23 protein-coding genes and 2 pseudogenes are annotated in these 24,679 nt (G+C 67.6%); 18 read left to right on the top strand and 7 right to left on the bottom strand.

Going from position 1 to position 24,679, the window contains the following annotated elements; translation table 11 throughout:
* Nucleotides 1–1,008, bottom strand: coding sequence for an inositol 2-dehydrogenase (gene iolG / locus MAA8898_RS11710; protein WP_094021193.1), 1,008 nt, complete (start codon nt 1,006–1,008; stop codon nt 1–3).
* Nucleotides 1,009–1,111: 103 nt separating this feature from the next.
* On the opposite strand from iolG, the gene iolD reads away from it, so the two are divergent.
* The 3 genes from iolD to MAA8898_RS11695 all read left to right on the top strand — a co-directional run bounded on the left by iolD (nt 1,112) and on the right by MAA8898_RS11695 (nt 4,426).
* Nucleotides 1,112–2,986: a 3D-(3,5/4)-trihydroxycyclohexane-1,2-dione acylhydrolase (decyclizing) gene (gene iolD, locus MAA8898_RS11705; RefSeq protein ID WP_094021192.1), complete on the top strand. Its 1,875-nt coding sequence runs from the start codon at nt 1,112–1,114 to the stop codon at nt 2,984–2,986.
* A gap of 105 nt (nt 2,987–3,091) precedes the next feature.
* Nucleotides 3,092–3,907 carry an SDR family oxidoreductase gene (locus tag MAA8898_RS11700; protein ID WP_094021191.1) on the top strand — a complete coding sequence of 272 codons (816 nt, stop codon included), beginning with the start codon at nt 3,092–3,094 and terminating at the stop codon, nt 3,905–3,907.
* A 177-nt stretch (nt 3,908–4,084) separates the two neighbouring features.
* A complete protein-coding gene (locus MAA8898_RS11695) occupies nt 4,085–4,426 on the top strand; it encodes a bactofilin family protein (RefSeq protein ID WP_176445136.1) in 342 nt (113 codons plus the stop codon).
* Between the two features lie 37 nt (nt 4,427–4,463).
* Here the strand turns inward: MAA8898_RS11695 and MAA8898_RS27290 are convergent.
* Nucleotides 4,464–4,520, bottom strand: a pseudogene (locus MAA8898_RS27290) (pentapeptide repeat-containing protein); the annotation flags it as partial.
* Between the two features lie 319 nt (nt 4,521–4,839).
* Here MAA8898_RS27290 and MAA8898_RS11690 point away from each other — a divergent pair.
* Entirely contained in the window at nt 4,840–5,265 is a 426-nt protein-coding gene (locus tag MAA8898_RS11690) for a hypothetical protein (RefSeq protein WP_094021189.1), read from the top strand.
* Nucleotides 5,266–5,296: 31 nt separating this feature from the next.
* On the opposite strand, the gene MAA8898_RS11685 is transcribed toward MAA8898_RS11690, so the two are convergent.
* Nucleotides 5,297–5,986, bottom strand: a complete 690-nt coding sequence (locus MAA8898_RS11685) for a FadR/GntR family transcriptional regulator (protein ID WP_094021188.1) — start codon at nt 5,984–5,986, stop codon at nt 5,297–5,299.
* A gap of 168 nt (nt 5,987–6,154) precedes the next feature.
* On the opposite strand from MAA8898_RS11685, the gene MAA8898_RS11680 reads away from it, so the two are divergent.
* The 10 genes from MAA8898_RS11680 to MAA8898_RS11635 all read left to right on the top strand — a co-directional run bounded on the left by MAA8898_RS11680 (nt 6,155) and on the right by MAA8898_RS11635 (nt 16,112).
* Nucleotides 6,155–6,841 carry a fumarylacetoacetate hydrolase family protein gene (locus MAA8898_RS11680; protein ID WP_094021187.1) on the top strand — a complete coding sequence of 229 codons (687 nt, stop codon included), beginning with the start codon at nt 6,155–6,157 and terminating at the stop codon, nt 6,839–6,841.
* Nucleotides 6,842–6,922: 81 nt separating this feature from the next.
* Entirely contained in the window at nt 6,923–7,867 is a 945-nt protein-coding gene (locus tag MAA8898_RS11675; RefSeq protein WP_245853373.1) for a substrate-binding domain-containing protein, read from the top strand.
* Between the two features lie 3 nt (nt 7,868–7,870).
* Nucleotides 7,871–8,641 (top strand): sulfite exporter TauE/SafE family protein, encoded by a 771-nt coding sequence (locus MAA8898_RS11670; protein WP_094021185.1) that lies wholly within the window; start codon nt 7,871–7,873, stop codon nt 8,639–8,641.
* A gap of 90 nt (nt 8,642–8,731) precedes the next feature.
* On the top strand, nt 8,732–9,730 hold the full coding sequence (locus MAA8898_RS11665) for a tripartite tricarboxylate transporter substrate-binding protein (protein WP_094021184.1): 999 nt from the start codon (nt 8,732–8,734) through the stop codon (nt 9,728–9,730).
* 70 nt (nt 9,731–9,800) lie between these two features.
* The gene (locus tag MAA8898_RS11660; RefSeq protein ID WP_094021183.1) at nt 9,801–10,313 is read left to right on the top strand and encodes a tripartite tricarboxylate transporter TctB family protein; all 513 of its coding nucleotides are present in this window, start codon (nt 9,801–9,803) and stop codon (nt 10,311–10,313) included.
* The gene (locus tag MAA8898_RS11655; RefSeq protein ID WP_094021182.1) at nt 10,306–11,820 is read left to right on the top strand and encodes a tripartite tricarboxylate transporter permease; all 1,515 of its coding nucleotides are present in this window, start codon (nt 10,306–10,308) and stop codon (nt 11,818–11,820) included. The genes MAA8898_RS11660 and MAA8898_RS11655 overlap by 8 nt, the downstream gene beginning before the upstream one ends.
* The gene (locus MAA8898_RS11650) at nt 11,817–13,073 is read left to right on the top strand and encodes an LVIVD repeat-containing protein (RefSeq protein WP_094021181.1); all 1,257 of its coding nucleotides are present in this window, start codon (nt 11,817–11,819) and stop codon (nt 13,071–13,073) included. The genes MAA8898_RS11655 and MAA8898_RS11650 overlap by 4 nt, the downstream gene beginning before the upstream one ends.
* A complete protein-coding gene (locus MAA8898_RS11645; protein ID WP_094021180.1) occupies nt 13,070–13,555 on the top strand; it encodes an OsmC family protein in 486 nt (161 codons plus the stop codon). The genes MAA8898_RS11650 and MAA8898_RS11645 overlap by 4 nt, the downstream gene beginning before the upstream one ends.
* Nucleotides 13,552–14,010, top strand: coding sequence for a (2Fe-2S)-binding protein (locus tag MAA8898_RS11640; RefSeq protein ID WP_094021179.1), 459 nt, complete (start codon nt 13,552–13,554; stop codon nt 14,008–14,010). Before MAA8898_RS11645 ends, MAA8898_RS11640 begins: the two co-directional genes overlap by 4 nt.
* On the top strand, nt 14,007–16,112 hold the full coding sequence (locus tag MAA8898_RS11635; RefSeq protein WP_094021178.1) for a molybdopterin cofactor-binding domain-containing protein: 2,106 nt from the start codon (nt 14,007–14,009) through the stop codon (nt 16,110–16,112). The genes MAA8898_RS11640 and MAA8898_RS11635 overlap by 4 nt, the downstream gene beginning before the upstream one ends.
* 3 nt (nt 16,113–16,115) lie before the next feature.
* Here MAA8898_RS11635 and MAA8898_RS11630 read toward each other — a convergent pair whose 3' ends face one another.
* The 3 genes from MAA8898_RS11630 to MAA8898_RS11620 are packed head-to-tail and all read right to left on the bottom strand — an operon-like array spanning nt 16,116 to nt 19,220.
* Nucleotides 16,116–17,177, bottom strand: coding sequence for an ABC transporter substrate-binding protein (locus MAA8898_RS11630; protein WP_094021177.1), 1,062 nt, complete (start codon nt 17,175–17,177; stop codon nt 16,116–16,118).
* On the bottom strand, nt 17,174–18,544 hold the full coding sequence (locus tag MAA8898_RS11625) for a sensor histidine kinase (RefSeq protein ID WP_094021176.1): 1,371 nt from the start codon (nt 18,542–18,544) through the stop codon (nt 17,174–17,176). Before MAA8898_RS11625 ends, MAA8898_RS11630 begins: the two co-directional genes overlap by 4 nt.
* 4 nt (nt 18,545–18,548) lie before the next feature.
* Nucleotides 18,549–19,220, bottom strand: coding sequence for a response regulator transcription factor (locus tag MAA8898_RS11620; RefSeq protein ID WP_094021175.1), 672 nt, complete (start codon nt 19,218–19,220; stop codon nt 18,549–18,551).
* 192 nt (nt 19,221–19,412) lie between these two features.
* Here MAA8898_RS11620 and MAA8898_RS11615 point away from each other — a divergent pair, with 192 nt between their 5' ends.
* The 4 genes from MAA8898_RS11615 to MAA8898_RS11600 all read left to right on the top strand — a co-directional run bounded on the left by MAA8898_RS11615 (nt 19,413) and on the right by MAA8898_RS11600 (nt 24,102).
* The gene (locus tag MAA8898_RS11615) at nt 19,413–20,384 is read left to right on the top strand and encodes a Bug family tripartite tricarboxylate transporter substrate binding protein (protein WP_094021174.1); all 972 of its coding nucleotides are present in this window, start codon (nt 19,413–19,415) and stop codon (nt 20,382–20,384) included.
* A 161-nt stretch (nt 20,385–20,545) separates the two neighbouring features.
* The gene (locus tag MAA8898_RS11610; protein WP_094021173.1) at nt 20,546–20,977 is read left to right on the top strand and encodes a tripartite tricarboxylate transporter TctB family protein; all 432 of its coding nucleotides are present in this window, start codon (nt 20,546–20,548) and stop codon (nt 20,975–20,977) included.
* Nucleotides 20,978–20,992: 15 nt separating this feature from the next.
* Nucleotides 20,993–22,537 carry a tripartite tricarboxylate transporter permease gene (locus MAA8898_RS11605; RefSeq protein WP_094021172.1) on the top strand — a complete coding sequence of 515 codons (1,545 nt, stop codon included), beginning with the start codon at nt 20,993–20,995 and terminating at the stop codon, nt 22,535–22,537.
* 143 nt (nt 22,538–22,680) lie between these two features.
* Nucleotides 22,681–24,102, top strand: a complete 1,422-nt coding sequence (locus MAA8898_RS11600) for a homospermidine synthase (RefSeq protein WP_094021171.1) — start codon at nt 22,681–22,683, stop codon at nt 24,100–24,102.
* Here MAA8898_RS11600 and MAA8898_RS27285 read toward each other — a convergent pair.
* Nucleotides 24,003–24,536, bottom strand: a pseudogene (locus tag MAA8898_RS27285) (RraA family protein); the annotation flags it as partial. The gene MAA8898_RS11600 and the pseudogene MAA8898_RS27285 sit on opposite strands and share 100 nt — an antisense overlap.
* Nucleotides 24,537–24,679: the final 143 nt, after the last annotated feature.

The raw sequence follows: 24,679 nt of genomic DNA, 5'->3' as shown, positions 1-24,679 counted from the left end.
TCAGTCCAGTTCCTTGACGTGAACGGTGCGGCCCTCGCGGACCGACAGGATCGCCGCCTCGGCCAGCACCAGCGCCTTGTGCCCGTCCTCGTAGCCGACCGCCGGTGCGGTCCCGGTCTCCACCGCGTCGACGAAGGCGTCGATCTCGCTGGCAAAGGCTTGCGCATAGCGTTCGATGAAGAAGTTGAGCAGCGGCGGCGCCTGGTCGGTGCCACTGGCCCCGTAAAGCCGCATGTTGGTCTCGGCGTGGTTCTCCGAGATCGCCATTCCGCCGCTGCCAAAGGCTTCGATCCGCTGGTCGTAGCCGTAGACAGCGCGGCGCGAATTGGAGATCACGCACTGCTGGCCGCGCGCGGTGGTCATCGTGACGGTGACGGTGTCGTGATCATCGCAGCGGTCCATCAGCGCGGGCGACACCAGGCGCGCCCCCACGGCGGTGACGGTTTTGAACTCTTCGCCCATGATGAAGCGGGCCATGTCGAAGTCATGGATGGTCATGTCGCGGAAAATGCCGCCCGACACCTCGATGTAGGCATCCGGCGCGATGTCGGGATCGCGCGAGGTGATGGTGACCTGGTGCACCGCGCCGATGCGGCCGGCCTCGATGGCCCGGCGCACCGCCGCATGCCCCTTGTCGAAGCGGCGGACAAAGCCGAGCATGATCGGCACGTCGGTCCCGGCGATGCGCGCGGCGCAGGCCTTGACCCGGTCCAGCGACAGGTCGATCGGCTTTTCGCACAGGACGGGTTTGCCGGCGGCGACCGCCTGTTCGATGAAATCCGCGTGGGTCGGTGTCGAGGTGGCGATCAGAACCGCGTCGACCTGATCCGAGGCAAAGACCGCATCGGCCGAGGCAAAGGCCGTCACGCCCAGTTTTTCGGCGATTTCGCGCGACGCCCCTTCGACCACATCGAACACGCCGGCCAGCGCGGCGCGCGGGTGTGCGTGGATGTTTTCCGCGTGCATGCGACCGATCCGGCCGCAGCCGAGCACTGCGATCCTGAGCATGAGTCCCTCCCGAATGCAAAGTTGAGCAATGATTGTTGCAAGCAATCAGTTATGTCAATATACATTTCCCAGCGACGAGAATCCATCTGCGGGAGGAGGCGAGATGACCTTGGCAACGGTTCGTCTGACCATGGCACAGGCGCTGGTGCGCTACCTGTGCAACCAGTACACCGAGATCGACGGCGCGCGCGTGCCGCTGTTCGCCGGCGTCTTCGGCATCTTCGGCCACGGCAACGTCACCTGCCTGTCCGAAGCGCTGGAACAGGTGCAGGACCGCCTGCCCACCTGGCGCGGCCAGAACGAACAGTCGATGGCGCTGGCCGCCGTCGGCTTTGCCAAGGCCAGGCTGCGCCGCCAGGTGATGATCGCCACCTCATCGGTCGGGCCCGGGGCCACCAACATGATCACCGCCGCCGGCACCGCCCATGCCAACCGCCTGCCGCTGCTGCTGCTGGCGGGCGATACCTTCGTCAACCGTCTGCCCGACCCGGTGTTGCAGCAGGTCGAACACTTCGGCGTGCCGTCGACCACGGTGAACGACGGCTTTCGCGCGGTGTCGCGCTACTGGGACCGCATCGTGCACCCGGCGCAGATCCTGTCGTCGCTGCCGAACGCGATCCGCACCATGCTGGACCCGGCCGATTGCGGCCCGGCCTTCATCGGCCTGCCGCAGGACATCCAGGAGATCGCCTACGACTACCCGGAAAGCTTCTTTGCCGAAAAGACCTGGGTCATTCCCCGGCCGCGCCCCGCGCGCTCCGAGGTCGCCGCGGCGGTGGAATTGCTCAAGACCGCCAAGCGCCCGCTGATCATCTCGGGCGGTGGCGTGCGGTATTCCGGCGCCGGCGAGGCACTGGCCGATTTCGCCGTCCGCCGCGGCATCCCGATGACCGAGACGATCGCCGGCAAGGGCGCCGTGGTGCATGACCACCCCGCCTACACCGGCGCGATGGGGATCGAGGGCACCGATGCGTCGAAGGTGTTGGCCGAAACCGCCGATGTGGTCATCGCGGTGGGCACGCGGATGCAGGATTTCACCACCGGGTCCTGGACGACATTCGCGCCCGACACGAAGTTTCTCAACATCAACGCCGCGCGCTTTGACGCGTCCAAGCATTTCGCGCTGCCCGTGGTGGGTGACGCGCTGGAGTGCATCACCGACATCGACGCCGCGCTGGGCGACTGGGCCTGCGACCCGGCGCAGATGGCCCGCGCACAACAGCTCTATGCCGACTGGAACAGGGTGCTCGACGCAGGCCAGGCGCCGACCAACGCCGCCGTGCCCTCCTACGCGCAGGTGATCGCCGTGGTGAACGCCAAGGCCACGATTCACGACACCATGGTGACGGCCGCCGGCGGCCTGCCCGGCGAGACGGCCAAGAACTGGCGCGTCAAGGCACCCAACACCTATGACCTGGAGTTCGGCTTTTCCTGCATGGGCTACGAGATCGCCGGCGGCTGGGGCCATGCCATGGCCAAGGTGCAACCGGATGGCACGCAAAAGGGCGTGCCCATCGTTCTGGTCGGCGACGGGTCCTACATGATGATGAACTCGGACATCTATTCGACCGTGCTGACGGGGCACAAGATGATCGTCGTGGTCTGCGACAACGGCGGATTCGGCGTCATCAACCGGCTTCAGACCGGCATGGGTGTGCCCGGCTTCAACAACCTGCTCAAGGACGCGCGCATCCAGAACAAGTCCAGCCCGCTGCACGTCGATTTCGTGGCCCATGCCCGCGCGATGGGCGCCGAGGCGCGTTTCTGCGAGAGCCTCGCGGACCTCGACACCGCAATGGACTGGGCGCAGACCACCGACCGCACCACCGTGCTGGTAATCAACTCCGACGCCTTCACATGGACCGACGGCGGTGCCGACTGGTACGTCGGCGTCCCCGAGATCAACGAGCGCGAGAGCATCCGCGACGCCCGTGCGCGCCAGGAAGCCCTGCGCGCCCGGCAGCGCCGAGGGGTATGACGGCCCGTCCGGCAAAGGCACCTACGCGGGCGGACCCGCAGGGGCCGAACAGGACAGAAGCGACGTGACCGGCGTCGGGATCACGACAGGACAACGGAGGGACACATGAACCGCATCGACGGAAAGATCGCAGTCATCACGGGGGGGACGCAGGGCCTGGGTGCGGCCATCGCACGGCTCTTTGCCCAGGCAGGGGCGGCCGGGATCGTCATCGTGGGCCGGGGGCAGGCAAAGGGTCAAAAGGTCGCCGAGGCGATCACCGCCGAGCATGGCACCGAGGTACGCATGGTTGCGGCCGACCTGGGCGACATCGACGACGTGCGCCGCATCATGGCGGATGTCGACAAGGCCTTTGGCCGGGTCGACATCCTGGTGAACGCCGCCGGCCTGACCGACCGGGGCAACCTGCTGAACACCACGCCCGAGCTGTTCGACCGCATGTTCGCGGTGAACACGCGCGCGCCCTTCTTCCTGATGCAGGACGCGGTCAAGCTGATGGAGCGCGAGGGCATCCAGGGCACCATCGTCAACATCGGCTCGGCCTCCGAACGCGCGGGCCAGCCATTTATCGCGCCCTACTGCGCCTCGAAGGCCGCGCTGGCGACGTTGACGCGGAACTCCGGCTATGCACTGATGCGCAACCGCATCCGGGTCAACCAGCTGGACATCGGCTGGATGAACTCCGACCACGAGCGCCGGTTGCAGGCCGAGGAATCCGGCGATCCGGACTTCATCGACAAGCAGGCCGCGACGTTGCCCTTTGGCCGCCTGCTGGAACCCGACGAGGTCGCCAAGGCGGTGCTCTGGATGGCCTCGGACGACAGCGGGATGATGACCGGCGCGGTGATCCACTTCGACCAGTCGGTCTGGGGCGGCTATGACGGCCAGGCCCCCGCACCGGCGGACAAGCTGAAGGCCTGACACTCTCCGGGCGATCCCGGGGCCAAGGATCCCGGTCCATTTTCCTTTGTCGCGCGGGCGCGGTTTTCGCTGTTTGATCCGGCCCGGCCTGCCTATTGTTGCGGAACCGAATCCGGAATGGCTTTGCACGGCCTTGACCGCGTCACACGATTGGAAAGCAGACCCATGTCTCAGACGATGACCAGCCCAACCTCCCGCAACGCCCGCTCGCACCTCGCAGCTGGCGCCAAGCTGATCGGGAACCTCGCCATTCCCGGTCACTTCGAGCTGGTCGGACATGCGGACGGGACGATCGAGGCGGACGGGATCTCCATCGAGGTCGGCGGGTCCGCCGTGGGCGACCTGAGGGCCGACATCATTGTCGTCAAGGGCCAGTTCGAGGGGCGCATCCTGGGCGGTGCCGTCACGCTGAGCGCCGGTTCACAGGTGTCGGGCGAAATCTCCTACTCGACGCTCACCATAGAGAGCGGCGCCCATGTGAACTGTACCTGCACGAGAAACACGGCCCGTAGTACCTGAGCGGGCAGCCGCTCAGCTTGGCGCGGCCAAGATCGGCCTAGGTCAGGGTGGTGTTGCGGAAATCCGCCCCGCTCAGGTTCGCGCCGAAAAGGTTCCCATTTGCGCGGAGGGACTTGTCTCTCCACGCCGCTGGCCATCAGCTCTCGACTGTGACCTGTCGCGCGCAGAACAGTGAGGGATGTGCATCCCTCGAAGGCCGCGGTTGTGGTTCGGCGATTGCAGCCTGGCCCCGTTCCGGGTGAACAACCATCCAGGAAGCCACAGCCAAAACGCGCCAAGGGGACAGCGTCAATCTGGTCCCGGTATGCCGGAAAGGTGGCGAAGTCGGTCAGATCCGCGCCTTCGGGGCAAAAGCCTTTCCTTGCGGGTCAAACTGCGATTTGCTGGGCGGGCGTGCCAAAGGACATCCCGCCATGATCCGCCGTTTCTTCCGCCTGCCCGCCCTTGTCGCCCTTCTCCTCCTGCCTGCCGGTTTGCAGGCCCAGAGCCTTGGCGAGGCGCCGCCGCCGGGTGGGGCGCTCCAGCAGGCCGCATGGAGCGGCGACTGGACCGGCTGGGGCGACCAGGGCAGCAGCCAGTGGAGCATCGACATCGTCTTTCTGCCCACCGGAGACGCGACCATCGACTATGCCACCATTCCCTGCGCCGGGGTGCTGCAACTGCTCAAGGACGACGGCAAGGCGCGGATGTTTCGCGAAACCATCCTGACCGACGTGCCGAACTGCATCAATGACGGACTGGTCACGCTGACGCTTCTAGACGACGCGACCCTCAGCTTTGACTGGGAGGGCGGCGGGACGCGGGCAACGGGCAGTCTGTCGCGCGTCGGGACGCCCTGACACGGGGGGAGGGGCGGTTCGGCCCGCCCGCCTAGATCTCTCCGAACAACCGCGCCGAAACCGAGCCGAGATGCTGGCGCATCGCGGCGTGGGCGGCCGCCGGGTCGCGCGCCGCGATGGCGGCGATCAACTGGTCGTGCTCGGCGAAACTGGAATGATCGCGCGGCGGGCGCTCCGATGTGCGCACGACGCTGTTCCAGGCCACCGCCCGGCGGACCTGGTTCAGCTGGTCGAACAGCGTCAGCAGCAGGGGGTTGTCGGTCGCCTCGGCGACGGCGCGGTGAAAGTGGTCGTCCTGCGCCTCGTACTCGTCCCAGCTTGCGGCCTCGCGGGCCTTGGTGCCGGCCTGCCGCAGGCGGCTGACCGCCGCGTCGGAGGCGTTGATCGCCGCCTCGCGGGCGATGGCCGGCTCCAGCGACAGGCGCGCGCGCATCAGGTGGACCGGCGTGACCCGCTTGCTCAGCTGCGCCAGGCAGACGGGTTCGTTGCCCACGCCATGCGCCGCGATGAAGGTGCCCTTGCCGACGTGCCGCCAGATCAGCCCCTCGCGCTCCAGCGTATCCAGCGCCTTGCGCAGGGTCGCGCGCGTAGTGCCCAGGCTGACGATCAGCTCGCGTTCCGGCGGCAGCCGGTCGCCCGGCGCATAGTCGCCGCTGTCGATCAGCGCGCGCAGCTGCCCGAGCGGGCCGTTCCGTTCCGGTTGTTCGCGCAGTGTCAGCACGCTCGGCCCCACATCATTGGTTGACCAATAGGGTCTTATTGGTCAAAGATACGGGAAAAATCGCCTCGTCAGCAAGGATAAACTGCCGGATTCCTGAATTGGTCGCGATTGATTTCGTATTGGTGCCGGATGTGTTGCCTGTCAGGTCAGGCATCGTGGAGGAAGAAAATGAGCGAATTCGCAATCGAGGTCCCGCCCGTCGTGGCGCTGCCGGTCGCCGGGACGGACGCCCGGTTCCCGGTGCGCAGGGTCTATTGCATCGGGCGCAACTATGCCGCCCACGCGATCGAGATGGGGCATGATCCCAACCGCGAACCGCCGTTCTTTTTCCAGAAGAACCCCGACAACCTCGACCCGTCGGGCGCGTTCCCCTATCCGCCGCATTCGAGCGATGTGCACCACGAGGCCGAGATCGCCGTGATGCTGAAAACCGGCGGCACCAACATCCCCGTCGCCGCGGCGCTGGACCACGTCTATGGCTACGCGCTGTCGCTGGACATGACGCGGCGCGACCTCCAGGGCGAGCAGAAAAAGATGGGCCGCCCCTGGGAGATCGGCAAGGCGTTCGAACGCTCGGCCCCCGTGGGTCCGATCCACACCGTCGACGCGGTCGGCCATCCCGACAAGGGCAGCATCACGCTGAAGGTCAACGGCGAGCTGCGGCAGGAAGGCGACCTGAACCAGATGATCTGGAAGGTGCCGGAAATGATCTCTTACCTGTCGGAGTATTTCGAACTGGCGCCCGGGGACGTGATCCTGTCGGGCACGCCGTCGGGTGTCGCGGCGGTCCAGCGCGGCGACGTAATGGAGCTTGAGGTCGAGGGCCTCGGCGCGATGACCGTCAAGGTGGTCTGAGCGGCGATGGTGCGGGGGGCGCAGGACACCGGGCAGGGGCAGCTTTCGCTGTCCCTCGCCACTTGGGATCACGATAGGGTCATGGCGCTGCACAACGGCGACGTGACGGTGCCCGGCGTCACCCTGCAAAGCGTCCTGGCCCCCACCTCCAGGCTGTTCCCGCTGGCGGTGGGAGAGGCCCCCTACGACATCACCGAAATGTCGATTTCCAGCTATGTCCTGCAAGTGTCGCGCGGCACGGGCGACTACGTCGCGATCCCGGCCTTTGTCAGCCGCGCGTTCCGGCACTCGGGCTTCTTTGCCCGCGCCGGATCGGGGATCACGACACCGGCGGATTTCGCCGGGCGCCGGATCGGCGTGCCGGAATACCAGATGACGGCGGCGCTGTGGATGCGCGGCGTTCTGGCGGGCGACTACGGCGTTGCCGCGCGCGACATCCACTGGCGCACCGGCGCGCTGGACGCGGGCGTGCGGCGCGAACGGCTGACGCTGGACCTGCCCGAGGGTATGAAGGTCGAGCCGATCGACGACGGTCAGACCCTGCAGGACCTGCTGATCGCCGGCGAGATCGACGGGCTGCTGGCGCCCAAGCCGCCGCAGGCCTTCCTGGACGGCGATACGCGGTTCGTCCGGCTGTTCCCGGACTTCGAGAAGGCCGAACAGGACTACCATGCGCGCACCGGCTTTTTCCCGATCATGCACCTGATCGGTGTGCGCCGGTCTTTGGCCGAGGCGCATCCCTGGCTGCCGCGCGCGCTGTATGACGGTTTTGTCGCGGCGCGCGACATGGCGCTGGCGCGGTTGCGCGCGGTCTGGCTGGGCAATGCCAACCGGCTGTCGCTGCCCTGGCTCAATGCCTCGATGGAGCGGACTTTGGCCGCGCTGGGCCCGGACTACTGGAGCTACGGCTATGCCGCCAACCGGGCCGAGCTGGACGCCGTCTGCCGCTACTCGGTCGACCAGCACCTCAGCGGCACGCGGGTGCGCCCCGAGGACCTGTTTCCCCCCGAGTTGCAGGAGACCTGAGGGATGGCGGAGGCGCTTCATGCAGGTCTGGGCTGGCCGGTCGCGCTGACGATCCTCGCGGTGAGTTTCGCCAGTTCGTTCATCACGGCGGCCTTTGGCATCGGCGGCGGCGCGGTGATGCTGGCGGTGCTGGCCACCCTGCTGCCGGCGCCGGCGATCATCCCGGTGCATGGCATTGTGCAGTTCGGCTCCAACATCGGGCGCGCGGCCTTGCTGCTGAAATACCTGCATCTTGCCGTGGTCGGGCCCTTCCTGGGCGGCGCGCTGATCGGCGTGGGCCTGGGCGGCATGTTCGTCGTGCAGCTGGACCCGGCCGTCATCCAGGTCAGCGTCGGCCTGTTCATCCTGTGGTCCATCCTGACCACGCCGCCCGCCTTCATGCGCCGCTCGGGCGCGGTCGCGGGCGGCATCTCAAGCTTTCTGACGATGTTCTTTGGCGGCACAGGCCCCTTTGTCGCCGCCTACGTCAAGACGCTGAAGCTGGACCGGCTGGCGCATGTCTCGACCCATTCGACGCTGATGACGATCCAGCACCTGCTCAAGACGCTGGCCTTTGGCCTGCTGGGCTTTGCGTTTTCCGCCTGGGCCGGGCTGATCACGCTGCTGATCGTCTTCGGCTTTCTCGGCACGGTCGCGGGGCGGCACGTGCTGACCCGGATCGACGAGAAACGCTTTCGGTTTGCCCTGAACCTGATCCTCACGGTGCTGGCCGCGCGGCTGATCTATGCCGGCGGCATGGCGCTGTGGGCCACTCCGCAGATGGCAGGAGGCTGAACCAGACCCTTCAACCCGCAGGACCACGGCGCAGCCTCGCGGGACCAAATCACACAACGCGCAGACACCAACCCCGTGGAGGAGACCACCATGACCAAGACGCTGATGAACCGCCGCCGGTTCCTGAAGACCACCGCCGCCGCCTCCGGCGCGGCGCTGGCGATGCCCAGCATCGCGCGGGCAGCCGACTATCCCGAACGCAACATCAACGTGATCATCCCGACCGCAGAGGGCGGCGGCGCGGACCGCAATTTCCGCGCCTTCACCAGCGTCTGGAAGGAGATCCTCAAGACCGAGTTCGAACCCAGCTTCTATCCCGGCGCATCGGGCCGCGTGGGCTATGAGCTCTACATGGGCAAGTCGGACCCCGACTGCTACAATCTGCTGTTCGGCAACATCGGTCCCGAGGTGCTGAACTGGGCCATGCAGGCGCCGACCTTCGACATCAACGACTACGTCTATTTCGGCCAGGTGGACAAGGACCCCTGCTGCCTCTTCGTCGGCGCCGAAAGCCCGCTGAAGACGATGGACGACATCATTTCCGAGGGGAAAAAGCGCAAGCTGAACGTCGGCACCAGCCGCATGGCGCACCCGGCCTCGATCGGCCTGCTGGCGCTGGGCGAACACACCGGCGCGCAGTTCAACCTGATCCCGTTGCAGGGCGGCAAGGGCACCGTCGCCGGCGCCGTGACCGGCGAGGTCGACTTTTCCGTGCTGACCTCGGGGTCGGTGATCGCGGCGGGCGACTCGGTCAAGACGCTGCTGGTGTTCGGCAACAACATCGTCGGCGAAGCGCTGGACAACGCGCCCAGCATCAACGACGCCTTCGGCATGAACCTGCCCGAGATGCTGTCCACCCGTGCGTTCGGCATCCACCAGAAGGCCATCGACGATCATCCGGACCGCTTCGAGGTGCTGACCCGGACCTTCAAGCAGACCCACGAGGACCCGCGCCTGATGGAGGCCTATATCGCCTCCAGCGGCCAGCCCGAATACCTGGTCTATGCCGGGCTCGAGGAATGCGAGGCCGAAAAGGCCGCGATCCTGGAACTGGGCGCACGGTACAAGGCCCTGCTGTCCGGCGCCTGATGTCGCCGCTGGACCGGCGGGGTGCCCGCCGGTCCGCACCTGATGCTTGACCCTGACCGCGAGGCGCGAAATGGCCGACGACAACTCGAGGCCGCCCAGGCAATTGGGTGGCGAGCTGGTGATACCGATCCTCGGGATCGGGTTCACCCTCTACTTCTTCAGCACCATCTGGAATTCACCCTGGACCGCGCAGGTCAGCGCCTTCCTGCTGGGCGGGCTGCTGATCTTCTTCTGCCTGCTGTTCGTGCTGCGCTGTGTCCTGTGGATGCGCGCCGGCGAGGGGACGCTGGGGGTGGGCAACCTGTTCACCTACGAAGACCTCCGGTCCGGGCGGATCGGGCTGCTGATCGTTACGGTGCTCTTTTGCGTGCTGGTTGATTGGCTGGGATTCACCCTGACCACCTTCCTGTTCATGGTTTCCAGCATGGCGATCCTGTCGCGCTTCCGGAACCTCGGTTTCATCACCGGGCTGTCGGCGGTGATCGCGCTGACCGGCTGGGCGCTGTTCATCTGGGCATTTGACACGCGGTTCCCGCGCGGCTGGTTCGAAACCACCATGAAGGCGGTGCTGGCCAATGGGTGACACGTCGGCGATCCTGCTCGAGGTTTTCATCGAAACCATCCAGCATTGGTGGGTCATCGTCCCCACGATCTTCCTCGGCCTCGTGGTCGGGGGCATCCCCGGTTTTTCGGCGGCCAACACGATCATCATCCTGATGCCGCTGACGCTGGCCATGGACCTGCAAACCGGGCTGATCTTCATGATCACGCTCTATTGCGCGGCGCGCATGGGGGCCGGCATCCCGGCGATCCTGGTCAACATCCCCGGCACGGCGGGCGCGGCGGCGACGCCGCTGGACGGCTACCCGATGGCCAAGCAGGGCAAGGGCCAGCAGGCGCTGGCGATCTCCTTTGTCGCCTCGGCGCTGGGCGGCCTGCTGACCACCATCATCGCGCTGATCACCATGCCGTGGCTGGCGCGCGTCGGGTTCTACATGCACTCGGTCGAGATGATCGTCGTCATGCTGTTCGGCATCTCGCTGATCGCCTCCATCGCGGCGCAGGACATGCTCAAGGGGCTGATCGCCGGTTTCCTCGGCCTGATGATCGGCGCCATCGGCACGGACGTGGTCTATGCCACGCCGCGCGGCACATTCGGCTTTCTCGAACTGTATGACGGTGTGCCGCTGATCCCGGCGCTGGTCGGTCTGTTCGCGGTCTCCGAAGCCTTCATCATCATCGAGAAGAAGGTGATCATCTCGGACGACGCCGAGCCCAAGAAACCCAACTGGCACGACACCTTCGAAGGCGTCCGCATCGCGCTCAGCCGCTGGTGGCACATCGTCTGGACCAGCCTGATCGGCCTGGTGATCGGCGTCATCCCCGGCGCGGGCGCCTCGATCGCCAGCTTTGTCGCCTACCAGCAGTCGCGCGCCTTTTCCAAGACGCCCGAGAAATACGGCACCGGCCATCCCGAAGGGCTGATCGCCCCGGAGTCCGCCAACAATGGCGTCACCTCCGGCACGCTGGTGCCGCTGCTGGTGCTGGGCATCCCGGGCGGCGCCACGGCGGCGATCATGCTGGTGGTGATGCAGTACCACGGCGTCAGCTTTGGCCCGTCGCTGTTCGAAAGCCAGCCCAAGGTCGGCTATGGCATGTTCATGGCCATGGCGGTCGCCTACATGCTGATGATGCTGACCATCCTGCCGCTCAGCCGCTACATGAGCCACGTCACGACGATCCCCACGATCTACCTGGCGCCGCTGATCATCTCGTTCACGCTGGTCGGCGCCTTTGTCCCGCGTGAATACATGTTCGACATGTACCTGGCGCTGGCCTTCGGCGTGCTGGGCTACATCGCGCGGCGCACCGGCTACCACGTCGCGGCGATCCTGATCGGCGTGATCCTGGGCCCGCTCCTGGAAACCTATTTCCTGCGCGCGCTCAAGAAATCGGACGGGGACATCATGACCCTGTTCTCGTCGAACATCGGCAACGTGCTGTGGGTGGCGCTTGTCGCGTCGCTGGTCCTGCCGATCTGGTTCGAGCGGCGGCGCAAACGGAAATCCAGCGAGGTTCCAGCAGAATGAAACGGGAAATCGACTTTGACATGGCGCGCAACATCCGCCCGGTCGCGCGGATGGAGATCCCCGGCGGCGGGCAGGTGGTGGTGCAGGGCAACTACGCCTATGTCGGCCACATGAAGCCGCCGCACGGCACGTCGATCATCGACGTGTCGGACCCGGCCAACCCCAAGGTGGTGGCGCACATCGACCCGCCGGAGTGGTCGCACACCCACAAGGTGCGGGTGGTCGGTGACATCATGATCACCAACGTCGAGCAGGACCAACGCCATTTCCTGCGCAAGGGCGACAAGATCGCCGGCCTGCGCGCACAGGGGCTGGACGATGCCGCCATCGCCGCCGCGCTGAAGGTCCAGGCGTCGGACATCCTGGTGCTGGAGGAGGCGGTGGCGCGTGGCTACGATGGCGGCGGCTTTCGCGTCTGGGACATCTCGGACAAGACCGCGCCGAAACTGCTGAGCTACGCCAAGACGCACGGTTTTGGCGTGCACCGCTTCGACATGGACGAACGGTACGCCTACATCTCGACCGAGATGGCGGGCTATGTCGGCAACATCCTGGTGACCTACGACATCGCCGATCCGGCCAACCCGGTCGAGGTGTCGCGCTGGCACATGCCGGGGCAGCACCTGGCCGGGGGCGAGACGCCCACCTGGACCGGCTACGGCAACCGCCTGCACCACGCCATGCGCTGCGGCGACGAGCTGTGGGCCGCCGTCTGGCACGCAGGCATCCGGGTGCTGGACGCCACCGACCTGAGCAATCCCACGGTCAAGGGCAGCTACATCTGGCCCCAGGCGATCCCCGAGCCGACCCACACCATCATGCCGCTGGAACAGCGCATCAACGGGCGGCGCTACGCCGTGGCCATCGACGAGGAGCATGACCACAAGCCCGGCCGCCTGCACGGCTTTGTCTGGGTGATGGACGTGACCGACCTCGACAACATCGAGGCCGTCGCCGCCTGGGACCTCAGTGAACGCGCCTGTCCCTGGGTCGGTGACCCCGGCGTGCGTTTCGGCGCGCACCAGTACCGTGAAAAGCTGGACGGCACGCTGGTCTATTGCACCTGGTTCGCCGGCGGGCTGCGGGTGCTGGACCTGGCCGACCCGCTGCTGCCGGTGGAGGTGGCGCACTACATGCCGCAACCCCTGGATGGCAGCGCACCGCAATCCAACGACGTTGACCTGGACGACCGGGGACTGATCTACCTGCTCGACCGCAACCATGGCCTCGATATTCTGGAGATGACCCTATGACCGATTATGCCGACGACCTGCTGCCGCCGTCTGTCGACCCCACCAAGAAGGCGCTGGGCATCCGCCGCGTCATCGCCCGCAACGAGGCGGGGACACGTTCGGTCATGATGGTGCGTGACCACGTGGTGATCACCGACGAGAAGGAAAGCAACACCGGCCCGACACCGCTGGAAATGTGCCTCAGTTCGCTGCTGGGCTGCGAGGGCGTCATCATCAACCGTTGCGCCGAGGCGATGCAGTTCAAGTATTCCGCCGTCGACATCGAGGGCGACGGCGAGGTCGACCAGCGCGGCAGCCGGGGCGTGCAGGGCGTGCGCCCCTACTTCAACTGGGTCAAGCTGAAGATCCGCATCCACACCGACGAACCGCAGGACCGTTTCGAACGGCTGACCCGCAACGTCGAATACCGCTGCCCCGTCATGAACCTGTTCAAGTCGGCGGACGTGGACGTGCAGATCGACTGGGTGCGCGTGCCCTCGTGACCCTGAGCCTGCGGATCAACGGCCAGACGCACCAGGTGGCGGCGGATCCGACGACGCCGCTGGCCTACGTGTTGCGCAATGCGCTGGGTCTGAAGGGGACAAAGCTGGGATGCGGACTGGAACAGTGCGGCGCCTGCGCCGTGTTGGTCGACGGCATGCCGGTGCTGAGCTGCGTGGCAGAGGCGGGCAGCTTTGCCGGGCGCGAGATCGTGACGGTCGAGGGGCTGGAGGCGCTTGAGGTCGGGCGGCGGGTACGGGAGGCATTCGTCACCGCCTCCGCCGCGCAGTGCGGCTACTGCACCGCCGGCCTGGTGGTCGCGGTCACGGGCCTGCTGGCCCGCGACCCGGCGCCCGACCGCGACACCGTCAAGCAGGCGTTGCAACCGCACTTGTGCCGCTGCGGCGCCCACCCGCGCGTGCTGCGCGCCGTCGAGATGGCCATGGAGCGGCCATGAGCCTCAGCGACTACCCCCTCGTGTCGGACTGGCTGCGCGTCGCGGACGGGCGGCTGGTTGTCCGGACCGGCAAGGTCGATATCGGCCAGCGCATCAGCAGCGCTCTGGTGCAGATCGCGCATGAGGAACTGACCGTGCCCTTTGACCGGATCGCCGTTGCTCCGGTTACAACGGCGGACAGCCCGGACGAAGGCATCACCTCGGGCAGCAATTCCATCGAACAGTCGGGCCATGCGGTGTGTAAGGCTGCGGCCACGCTGCGCGGCAGGGTCATCGCCCTGGCCGTGGAACGCATGGGCGGCGCGCCCGGGGACTGGAGCCTGTCCGAGGGTCTCTTGACCGGGCCGGGCACGAACCGGCCCTTGCCCATGCTCGACCTCGCACGCGAGATCGACCTTGCCGTGCCGGTGGACCTGGCCGCCGAGGTCATGGCAACTGCTGCCTCACCCGCGCCGATGCTGGGGATGGGCGAGTTGGTGCGGGGGCAGTACCGCTTTGTCCACGACATGGACCTCCCGGACATGCTGCACGCGCGGATCGTCCGCCCGCCGCACGCCCGCGCGCGGCTGCGGGAGGTGCCCGAAACGGCCGTGCAAAGGCTGCACGACGACGGGCTGCACCTGCTCCGCGACGGATCGTTCCTGGCGGTGGCCGGAACAGAGGAATGGGCGGTGATCCAGAGCGCGCGGCGGCTGTTCGATGCCTGCACCTGGGACACCGGCGCAGGCCTGCCCGAAGGCGATGTCTTTGCACAACTGACCCCGGACAACGCGACCCGCCTGCTGATCCGCGACGCGACCCCGCACGCGGTGGAGATCCCGCCGCCCCTCGCCAACCCCACCCATGCCGCGCGGTATGAGCGTCCCTTCACCATGCACGGCGCATTGGCGCCCTCCGCCGCTTGCGCCTGCTGGGACGGGGCGCGGCTGGAGGTCTTTACCCACAGCCAGGGCATCTACCCGCTGCGGCAGGCCATCGCCGACAGCCTGGACATGGATCCGGAGCAGGTCGTGCTGACCCATGTGCCCGGCTCGGGCTGCTATGGTCACAACGGCGCGGACGACGCGGCCTTTGAGGCGGCGCTGGTCGCCCTGGCCTTCCCGAACCGGCCAGTCCTGCTGAAATGGACGCGTGAGGACGAACACGCCTGGGAGCCCTACGGCCCCGCCAGCGCCGTGGACCTGGCCGCCGTCACCGATGCGGACGGGCAGATCCAGAGTTTCAGCGCCGAGGCCATCGGCGGCACCTTCCGCGGCCGTCCGCGCCCCGGCGCCAACCGAGCCGGACCGGCCAAGCTGATCGCCAACTGGTATCGCGACCCGCCGCTGTCCCCCGCGCCGGTCAAGCCGAACATGAACCAGCACGGCGGTCTGCACCGCAACCTGACCCCGATCTACGCCATCCCGGAAACCCGGCTGGTCAAGAACCTGGTCGCCGACATGCCGCACCGGACCTCGGCCCTGCGCTGCCTGGGGGCCGCGGCCAATGTCTTTGCCATTGAGAGCTTTGTCGACGACCTCGCGCGCGAGCACGGGCGCGACCCGATCGACTACCGCCTGGCTCACCTGACGGACGCCGGCGCGATTGCCGTGCTGGAACGGCTGCGGGAGGCGCTGGCGCAGCGCCCGGCGGCACAGGACGAAGGGCGCGGCCTGGCCTATGCGCAGTACAAGAACACGATGACGCGGGTCGGCATGGCCGTGGACGTGGAGGTCGACGATCTGGCCCGCGTCGTGCTGAAACGCGTGCTGATGGTGGCCGATGCCGGGCGGGTGGTCGACCTCGACGGGTTGACGGCGCAGCTGGAAGGCGGCTTCCTGCAAGGCGCCAGCTGGGCGCTGCACGAGGCGGTGACCTGGGACCGCGACGGCATCACCTCGCGCGATTGGGACAGCTATCCGGTGCTGCGGTTCGACAACGTGCCGCGGATCGAGGTCATCGTGCTGGACCGGCAGGGCGCGCCCTCCGTGGGCGCAGGCGAGGCAGCCTCCGGCCCGGCGCTTGCGGCCATCGCCAACGCGGTGCGCGCCGCTACCGGCCTGCGCCTGCGGCGCCTGCCGTTCACCCCCGACAGCATCCGCGCGGCGGCGCTGAACGGCTGAGCCTCACCTCGCATGAAAGGTCTCGCGCCAGCGCTCCAGGAACAGCGCGCGCTTTTGCTGATCGAGGCCCACCAGCAGAACCGGCGACAGCGGGATCTGGCGAAAGGCCGACTGGTTGTCCGACGGCGCAAGAAAGGCCGAAGGATCCGGGTCCGGGTCGGCGATGTCCACGATCAGCCGTTCGGCGGCCATCGCCCTCTGCCCCGGCTCGGACAGCAGGTAGTCGAGGAACCGCCCCGCCGCCTCCGGCTGCCCTGCGCCGCGCGGGATCACCGCCGCGCGCGCCAGCACCAGCGTGTAGTCGTCCGGCGCGACGACGACGAGGTCCGGCGCCTCGGCCGCGCGGGCCAGCGCGTAGGAGCCCAGCACGTTGTAGGCCAGCAGGTAGCGCCCGCTGACGACGCCGTCGATGATCTCGGACGAACAGCAGGTTGCCACCGCCTCGGCCCGGTCAAAGGCTTCGAGCAGGCTGCCAAAGGTGGTCGCTTGCCGCGAATCCATGAAGGCAAAGAGATAGCCAAGCCCCGATGCCTCGATGTCATAGGTGGCGACCTTGCCGAAATAGCGGCTGTCGGCGGGGCGCAGCAGGTCGATCAGGTCAAAGCGCGAGCGCGGCGCCTCGGTCGCGGGGACCAGCGCGCGGTTGTAGACAAAGACGGCGGGTTCGCGGGTGATGCCCCAGACCTCATCCCGCCAGTTCAGCGCGGCGGGCAGGCGGGCGGTGCGGTCGGACAGGTAGCTGCGGGCGCAGCCGTCGTTGACCAGCTTGACCTGGAGATCGACCGCCGAGCTGATCAGCATGTCGGCGTCTGTCCCGCCGTCGCGGCAGGCGCGGGCAGCCTCGGCGTAGAGGTCGTTTGAGCCCCACTGCTCATAGGTGATCCGCAGGCCCGGCTCGCTGGCGGCATAGCCGGTCAGCAGGCGGTCAAAGAGCGCGATGTCGGTTGTGCCGCGCAGCAGCAGGTGGGTAGCCGCGCTGTCACGGCCGTAGGTGCGGATCGCCTCCGGTCCCGCCGCAATGGCGGGCGCGGCGCAGAGCAGCAGGAGGGCCAGCCTGAGGATCATTCCGCCGGTCTCCGGATGCGGGGCAGGACAAGCGCGGCCTCGAACCCGCGTGCGCTGCGGGCGAACGACAGGCGTCCCTGGTGCGCGGTGGCGACGGACTGCACGATGGACAGGCCCAGCCCCGCGCTTTCCGGCGAGACGCCGGAGTCGCGCGAATAGCGTGAACCGGCATCGGGCCAGTGCGCCTCGGGCAGGCCGGGGCCGCTGTCGCGCACCGCCAGCCGCACATCGACAGGCCCGGCCACAACGGCCAGCGTCACCGGCGCCTTGCCGTGGCGCAGCGCGTTGTTCAGCAGGTTCTTGCAGGCTTCGGTCAGCGACAGCGCGTCGCCCCGGCACCAGGCCGCATCCTCGGGCAGGTCCAACATCGGGCGCAGGCCGGTCCCGGCAAGCGCGTGGTCGGTTTCCTCCATCGCGCGGATCGCCACGGTGCGCAGGTCCAGCGGCGCAAGCGGCACGGCATCGGCACGGTGGATCACCAGCGCGTGGTTCAGCAACTGGTCGGTCAGGCGGCTGAGCCCCTGCGAGCGTTTGTGGATCCGCTCCATCAGGCCGCGCAGCCTGTCGGGGTCGCGTTCCTCGCGCGCCAGTTCCGCCTGCGCGCGCAGGGCGGCGATGGGGGTGCGCAGCTGGTGCGAGGAATCGGCGATCAGGTTGCGCATCACCGCCACTTGCCGGTCGAGCCGCCCCATGAAGCGGTTGAGCGCGGCCACCAGGCTGGTGATCTCGCGCGGGGTGGCGACGTCGATGGGGGCAAGGTCATCGGTCGCGCGCCCGGCGATGTCGCGTTCGATCCGCCGCAGCGGGCTGAGCGCCGAGCGCACGGCAAAGAACGCCAGCCCCGCCATGGCCAGCCCCGCGACGGCGGCGGCGATCAGCGCATTGCGGGTGATCTGGCGGGCCAGCTGGGTGCGGGCGCGCAGGGTCTGGCCGATCAGCACATCGACCCGGCCCGAATAGGTGCGTTCCGAGAAGAACCGCGTGACCTGCGCGACGCGCACCGGCTCGTCGGTGAATTCGGCGGAAAAGAACGCTTCGCGGCCGGGGCGCGGGTCCAGCCCCTCGTAGCCGGTGACCAGCGCGCCCTGTCGGTCGTAGATGGCGTAGACGATGCGGTCCTGGGGGGCGAGCGACAGCAGTTCGAAGGCCGAGACCGGCAGGTCGGCGACCACCTGGCCGTCGCGCAGCGAGAGGGACTCGGCGATCTGGTTGGCAGCACCCACCAGCAGGCGATCAAAGCTTTGCTGGGCGGCGGCGCGCCCATAGGCAAAGGCGGCAAAGGCCACCGCGAGGCCGCCCAGCGCAAACACCACGCCCAGCGCCAGCCCCAGCCGCGCGGTCAGCGAAAAGGACGGGCGCAGCGCCACCGGGTCAGGTGTCCTCGACCAGCTGGTAGCCCAACCCGCGCAGGGTGCGGATCGACAGGCTGCTGCCGTCCAGCTTGCGCCGCAGCCGTCCGACGTAGGTTTCGACCGCGTTCAGGCCGACATCCTCGTCGTTGAAGGAAAACATGCGTTCAAAGATGCGGTCCTTGGGCACGACGCGGCCCTTGCTGGCCAGCAGGATCTCCAGCAGGCTTGCCTCGCGCCGGGTGAGGGGCAGGGCGGCGCCGTCCGCCGTCGCCGTCAGGCTGGCGGGGTCGAACACCAGGTTGCCGAAGGCCAGCGTGCCGGTGCGGTCCGCGCCGGAGCGGCGGCAGAGCGCGCGCACCCGCGCCTCAAGCTCGCGCAGGTCGAAGGGTTTCACCAGGTAGTCGTCAGCCCCGCTGTCCAGCGCCGAGACCCGGTCGTCCACCTTGGTCCGGGCGGTCAGCATCAGCACGGGCGTGGCGCTGTGGCGGCCGCGCAGGGCGCGCAGAACCTCGGTCCCGCTGCCGTCGGGCAGGCCGATGTCCAGCACGGCGACGTCGTAGTCCTGCACCTCGATGCTGGCGAGACCATCGGCCACGGTGCAGACGTGGTCCACCGCATCGCCACGCTTGGCAAAGCTGGCGCAGATCGCCTCGGCGACGTCGACGGCGTCCTCGAGCAGAAGAATACGCATCTTGGCGGGCCTCCCTGCTGCCGCTCGGAGCCGGACCACCATACGCCCGCCGTCCCCGAAGGCAAGTTCGCGGAGTGCCCCCTGTCGGGATTCTGACAGCTTGGCGACAGGCTCAGCGGCTATGACGGGGCATCCGGACGCGGGGGGACACCCCGCGCGCCCCGGCATTGCACATGGTATGGAGGAACCAGCATGCTCAAGTTCACCCTCGCCGCGAGTTTCGCGGCTGTCTCGCTTCTGGCGGCACCGGCGTTCGCGTTCGAACCCGAAAGCCCCGAGTGCATCGCCCCCGCCAACCCCGGCGGCGGTTGGGACTTCACCTGCCGCCAGGTCGGCAAGACGATGCAGGACCTTGGCCTGATCAGCAGCACCATGCAGGTCGTCAACCTGGCCGGCGGCGGCGGCGGCGTGGCCTATGCCGAGGTCGTCAACAAGCGCAACGATGAAAGCGACCTGATCGTCGCGGCCTCGACCGCCACGGCGACCCGCCTTGCCACCGGCGCCTACCCGGGCAACACCATGGACCAGGTGCGCTGGCTGGCGACCATCGGCGCCGACTACGGCGTGATCGCCGTGTCGAAGTCGAGCGAGATCGAGAGCCTCACGCAGCTGCTGGACATGATCAAGGCCGACCCGACCTCGATCGCCATTGCCGGCGGGTCCGCCGTGGGCGGCTGGGACCACCTCAAGGTGCTGATCGCAGCCAGCGAGTACGGCATCGAGGACGTGCGCGCGGTCAAGTACATCGCCTTTGACGGCGGCGGCGAGGCGATCACCCAGCTGCTGGCTGGTTCGGTCCAGGCCTTCACTGGCGACGTGTCCGAGGCCAAGGGCTTTCTCGACAGCGGCGACATCAAGGTCCTCGCCGTGCTCTCGCCCGAGCGTCTCGGCGGCGAATTCGCTGACATGCCGACCGCAGTCGAGCAGGGCGTCAACGCCGTGGGCGCCAACTGGCGCGGCTTCTACGCCCCCAAGGGCATGACCGACGAGGCCTATGACTTCTGGGTTGCCCAGATCAAGACCCTCTACGACAGCCCGGAGTGGAAAGAGGTCATGGCCACCAACGGCCTCGCGCCGCTGGACCTGCAGGGCGCGGCCTTCGAGGCCTTCGTGGCAGAGTCCGTCGCCAAGATCCAGGACCTGACCAACAAGATCACCCAGTGATCGGCTGACACCATCCGGACGGGACGGCCCTGCGCCGCCCCGTCCACCCCATGTCCGGCACGCAACGATCCGGACCGCAGACCCCCGCCCGCGACCGCACAACGCGGCGCCCGGCAGAGGCGGGCTGCCCAACATCTTCTGACATTGCGGGAGGAACCGTCATGAGCGACCGAATTCTGGGGGGCGTCGGCCTGGCGCTTGCCATGCTCTTCATCTGGCAGGCCACGCTGATCCAGGAAAGCCCGTTCTCCGACGTGGTCGGACCCAAGGCCTTCCCGATCATCATCGCGGTCATGCTGGCCACCAGCTCGCTGTACTTCATCGTCAAGCCGGACCCCTCACCGACCTGGCCGAACGCGGGCCGCCTGCTGGAGATCGTCCTGGCGATTGCCGTCATGCTGCTCTACGCGCAACTGCTGCCGGTGCTGGGCTTTGTCACCGCCACTGCTGCGGCCTCGGCCTACCTGGGCTGGCGGCTGGGGTCGACCCCGGTGCAGGCGCTCATTGCCGGGGTGCTGACCTCCGGCGGTATCTACCTTGTCTTCCGCGTGATCCTCGGGCTGTCGCTCGCCAAGGGTCCGCTGGGCTTCTGAACCGGAGAGCTTGTCATGGACGCACTATCCTCGCTCGGCGACGGCTTCTGGATCGCCATCACCTGGCAGAACCTGCTGCTGGCCGCCGTCGGCTGTTTCCTGGGCACCATCATGGGCGCGCTGCCGGGGCTGGGCCCGTCAAACGGCGTCGCCATCCTGATCCCGCTGGCCTTTACCCTCGGCTTGCCGCCTGTCGCCGCGCTGATTCTGCTGACCTCGGTCTACTACGGCGCGATGTACGGCGGGCGCATCAGCTCGATCCTGCTGAACATCCCCGGCGATGAACCGGCGCTGATGACCTGCCTTGACGGCTACCCAATGGCGCAACAGGGCAAGGCCGGCGAGGCGCTGGCGCTGTCGGGCATCGCCTCCTTCGTGGGCGCATTCTTTGCCACCTGGGGCCTGGTGTTCATCGCGCCGCAGCTGGTCAAGGTCGCGCTGCTATTCGGCCCGGCAGAATACTTCGCGCTGTTCACGCTGGCCTTTGCGACGCTGGGCGGCATCTCGTCGACCAACCAGGGCAAGGCGGCCTTTGCCGCGGGTCTCGGCCTGCTGATCGCGATGGTCGGCGTCGACGGCCAGACCGGCGTGCCGCGTTTCACCTTCGGCGAGGTGCACCTGTATGACGGGATCGACTTCCTCGTGGCACTCGTCGGCCTGTTCGCGCTGAGCGAAGTGCTGATCTTTCTCGAGAACCGCCACGGTGAGTCCGGGGCCGATGCCAAGAAGATCGTGATCGGCCGCCTGACCCCGCCGTGGAGCATGATCAAGCAGTGCACGCCGACCATGCTGCGCACCTCGGTGCTGGGCTTTGTTGCGGGCGTTCTGCCGGGGGCAGGGGCTTCGCTGGGATCGTTCATCTCCTACTCGATGGAAAAGCGGCTGGTGGACAAGCACGGCACTTTTGGCAAGGGCGATCCGCGCGGCGTGGCCGCACCGGAGGCGGGCAACAATGCCGCCGCCGGGGGGGCGCTGGTGCCGATGCTGGCGCTGGGCGTGCCCGGATCGGGCACCACGGCGGTGCTGCTGGCGGTGCTGCTGGCGCTGAACATCACCCCGGGGCCGCTGCTGTTCTCGCAGAACCCGGACGTGGTCTGGGGCCTGATCGCGGCGCTGTTCATCGGCAACTTCATGCTGCTGCTGATGAACATCCCGATGGTGGGCCTGTTCACCCGCATCCTGCTGGTGCCGCCGCGCGTGCTGATGCCGGTGGTGGCCATGGTGTCCTTTGTCGGCATCTACGGCATCTCGGGCTCCAGCTTTGACCTGATGGTCATGGTCGGCTTTGGCGTGATGGGCTGGATCCTGCGCAAGCTGGACGTGCCGCTGGTGCCGGTGATCCTGGGCATCCTGCTGGGCAACGCGATGGAGGCCAACCTGCGCCGCGCGATCTCGATCTCGAACGGCGACTGGTGGGTCCTGGTCGGCTCGCCGCTGGCGATCGGGCTGTGGGTCGTGGCCTTCGTGGGCTTCATCCTGCCGATCATCTTTGGCGCGGCACTGAAGCGGCGGATGAAGCTGGCCGCCAGCAAGGAAGAAAAGGGCGAGCTGGTCGACTGACCCTGTCGCCTGTGTCATGACAGAAGGCCGCCGGAGTGCCCGCTCCGGCGGCTTTTTCCGTTCGGGGATGTGCCAGAGGGGCAGGGGATTTGCGTTGCACCACCACGCCCCCTATAGCGGATAGGACTGTGCAGGAGGCTCAATTGACTCAGGATTACCCCGTCTACGGCCGGATCGAGGGCCATATTGTCATCATCGGCTTCGGCTCTATCGGCAAGGGCGTCTGGCCCCTGATCGAACGCCATTTCGACTATGACGCCGACAAGCTGACGGTGATCGAGCCGGACGCCCGACAGGCCAAGTTCCTGCGCCAGCACAAGCTGCACCATGTCTCGACGGCCCTGACCCCCGAGAATTACCGCGAGGTGCTGGGAGAGCTCTTTCCCGATGGCAAGGGGTTCTGCGTGAACCTGTCGGTCGATACCTCATCGCTCGACATCATGACCTTCTGCCGCGAGATCGGCGTGCCCTACATCGACACCGTGGCCGAGCCCTGGGCCGGCTACTATTTCGGCACGACCGACAACGCCGCGCGCACCAACTACGCGCTGCGACAGATGGTGCGGGATGAAAAGGCGCGCAACCCGGGCGGCACCACGGCGGTCAGCTGCTGCGGCGCGAACCCCGGCATGGTCAGCTGGTTCGTCAAGGAGGCGCTGCTGCGGCTGGCTGCCGACCTTGGGCGCGAGGTCACGGCGCCGACGGACCGCGACGGCTGGGCCCGGCTGATGATGTCGCTGGGCGTCAAGGGCGTCCACATCGCCGAACGGGACACCCAGGCCCGCCGCGTGCCCAAGCCGCGCGGCACCTTCGTCAACACCTGGTCGGTCGAGGGCTTCATCTCCGAAGGCTTTCAGCCCGCCGAGCTGGGCTGGGGCACGCATGAGACCTGGTTCCCCGAGAATGGCCACCGGCACGAGACCGGCTGCCAGGCCGGCATCTGGCTGGAGCGCCCCGGCGCTATCACCCGCGTGCACACCTGGTGCCCGACACCCGGCCCGCAGTTCGGCTTTCTCGTGACGCACAACGAGGCGATCTCGATCTCGGACTACTACACCGTGGGCGATGCGGCGAACCCCGAGTTCCGGCCGACCTGCCACTATGCCTATCACCCCTGCGACGACGCGGTGCTGTCGCTGCACGAGATGTTCGGCTCGGGCCGCCAGCAGACCAGACACCACATCCTGTCCGAGGACGAGATCGTCGAAGGCATCGACGAGCTGGGCGTGCTGATCTACGGGCATGAGAAGAACGCAATGTGGTACGGCTCGCGCCTGTCCAACGAAGAGGCGCGCGACCTTGTCCCCTACCAGAACGCGACCGGGCTTCAGGTCACTTCGGCAGTGCTGGCGGGCATGGTCTGGGCGCTGGAGAACCCCGGCGCCGGGATCGTCGAAACCGACGAGATGGACCACGCCCGCTGTCTGGAGATCCAGCGCCCCTACCTGGGGCCGGTGGAGGCGCATTACACCGACTGGACCCCGTTGCAGGACCGCTGGGAGCATTTCCCCGAGGACATCGACGAAACCGACCCCTGGCAGTTCCGCAACGTGCTGGCCACCTGAGGGTGGACGCGCCCTGGGTGCGGGTCTTTTCGAAGGCCGCCCAGGCGGTATCGAACCTCGCAAAGCCAGAGCCGGGGGCGCGTGCGGCATACGGAACGACGCGCTCGGTCTCCGGCAGCTTGGCGATGGCCGTGCCAGGGCGGTCGGTGGGGTCCGCGGGGATGACCAGCGCCATGCCGGTCGGCGTGGACCAGATCGCCGTCGGCCAGGTCCATCCCGAAGATGCTGACCGTGGTGGTGATCTCGGCCGCACGCACATGGCCGTGACTGGGGCCGATACCGCCCGCGAGAGCCTGACAGCCCTCCGGCAGGTCGCCGAGGTCGCGCATCCGCCCGTTGATCACCGCGCCGCAGGGGCCAAAGCCCGTGTGCACGGCGCTGTTGATCGCGCCCCGGTCGGCGTCGAGCGCGGCCTCGCCCTCTCTGTCCTCGATCACCGCGACGGCGGGGCGGGGGCTGAAGTCATGTGGCGGTCGCAGGTCAAGGGCACGCCCTCGCGTGAAACGGCTCGGCGCTCCGAAACACCCCGTGGTGCGTCGGCAAGCCCTGGTTGTCGGCGGCAATCGACACGAGGGCC

This window comes from Antarctobacter aquimaris, from assembly GCF_900184945.1.
In the GTDB taxonomy this organism is placed as follows: domain Bacteria; phylum Pseudomonadota; class Alphaproteobacteria; order Rhodobacterales; family Rhodobacteraceae; genus Maliponia; species Maliponia aquimaris.
The sequence above is the reverse complement of the archived record's forward strand: the minus strand, read 5'-3'. Positions and strand labels throughout refer to the sequence as shown.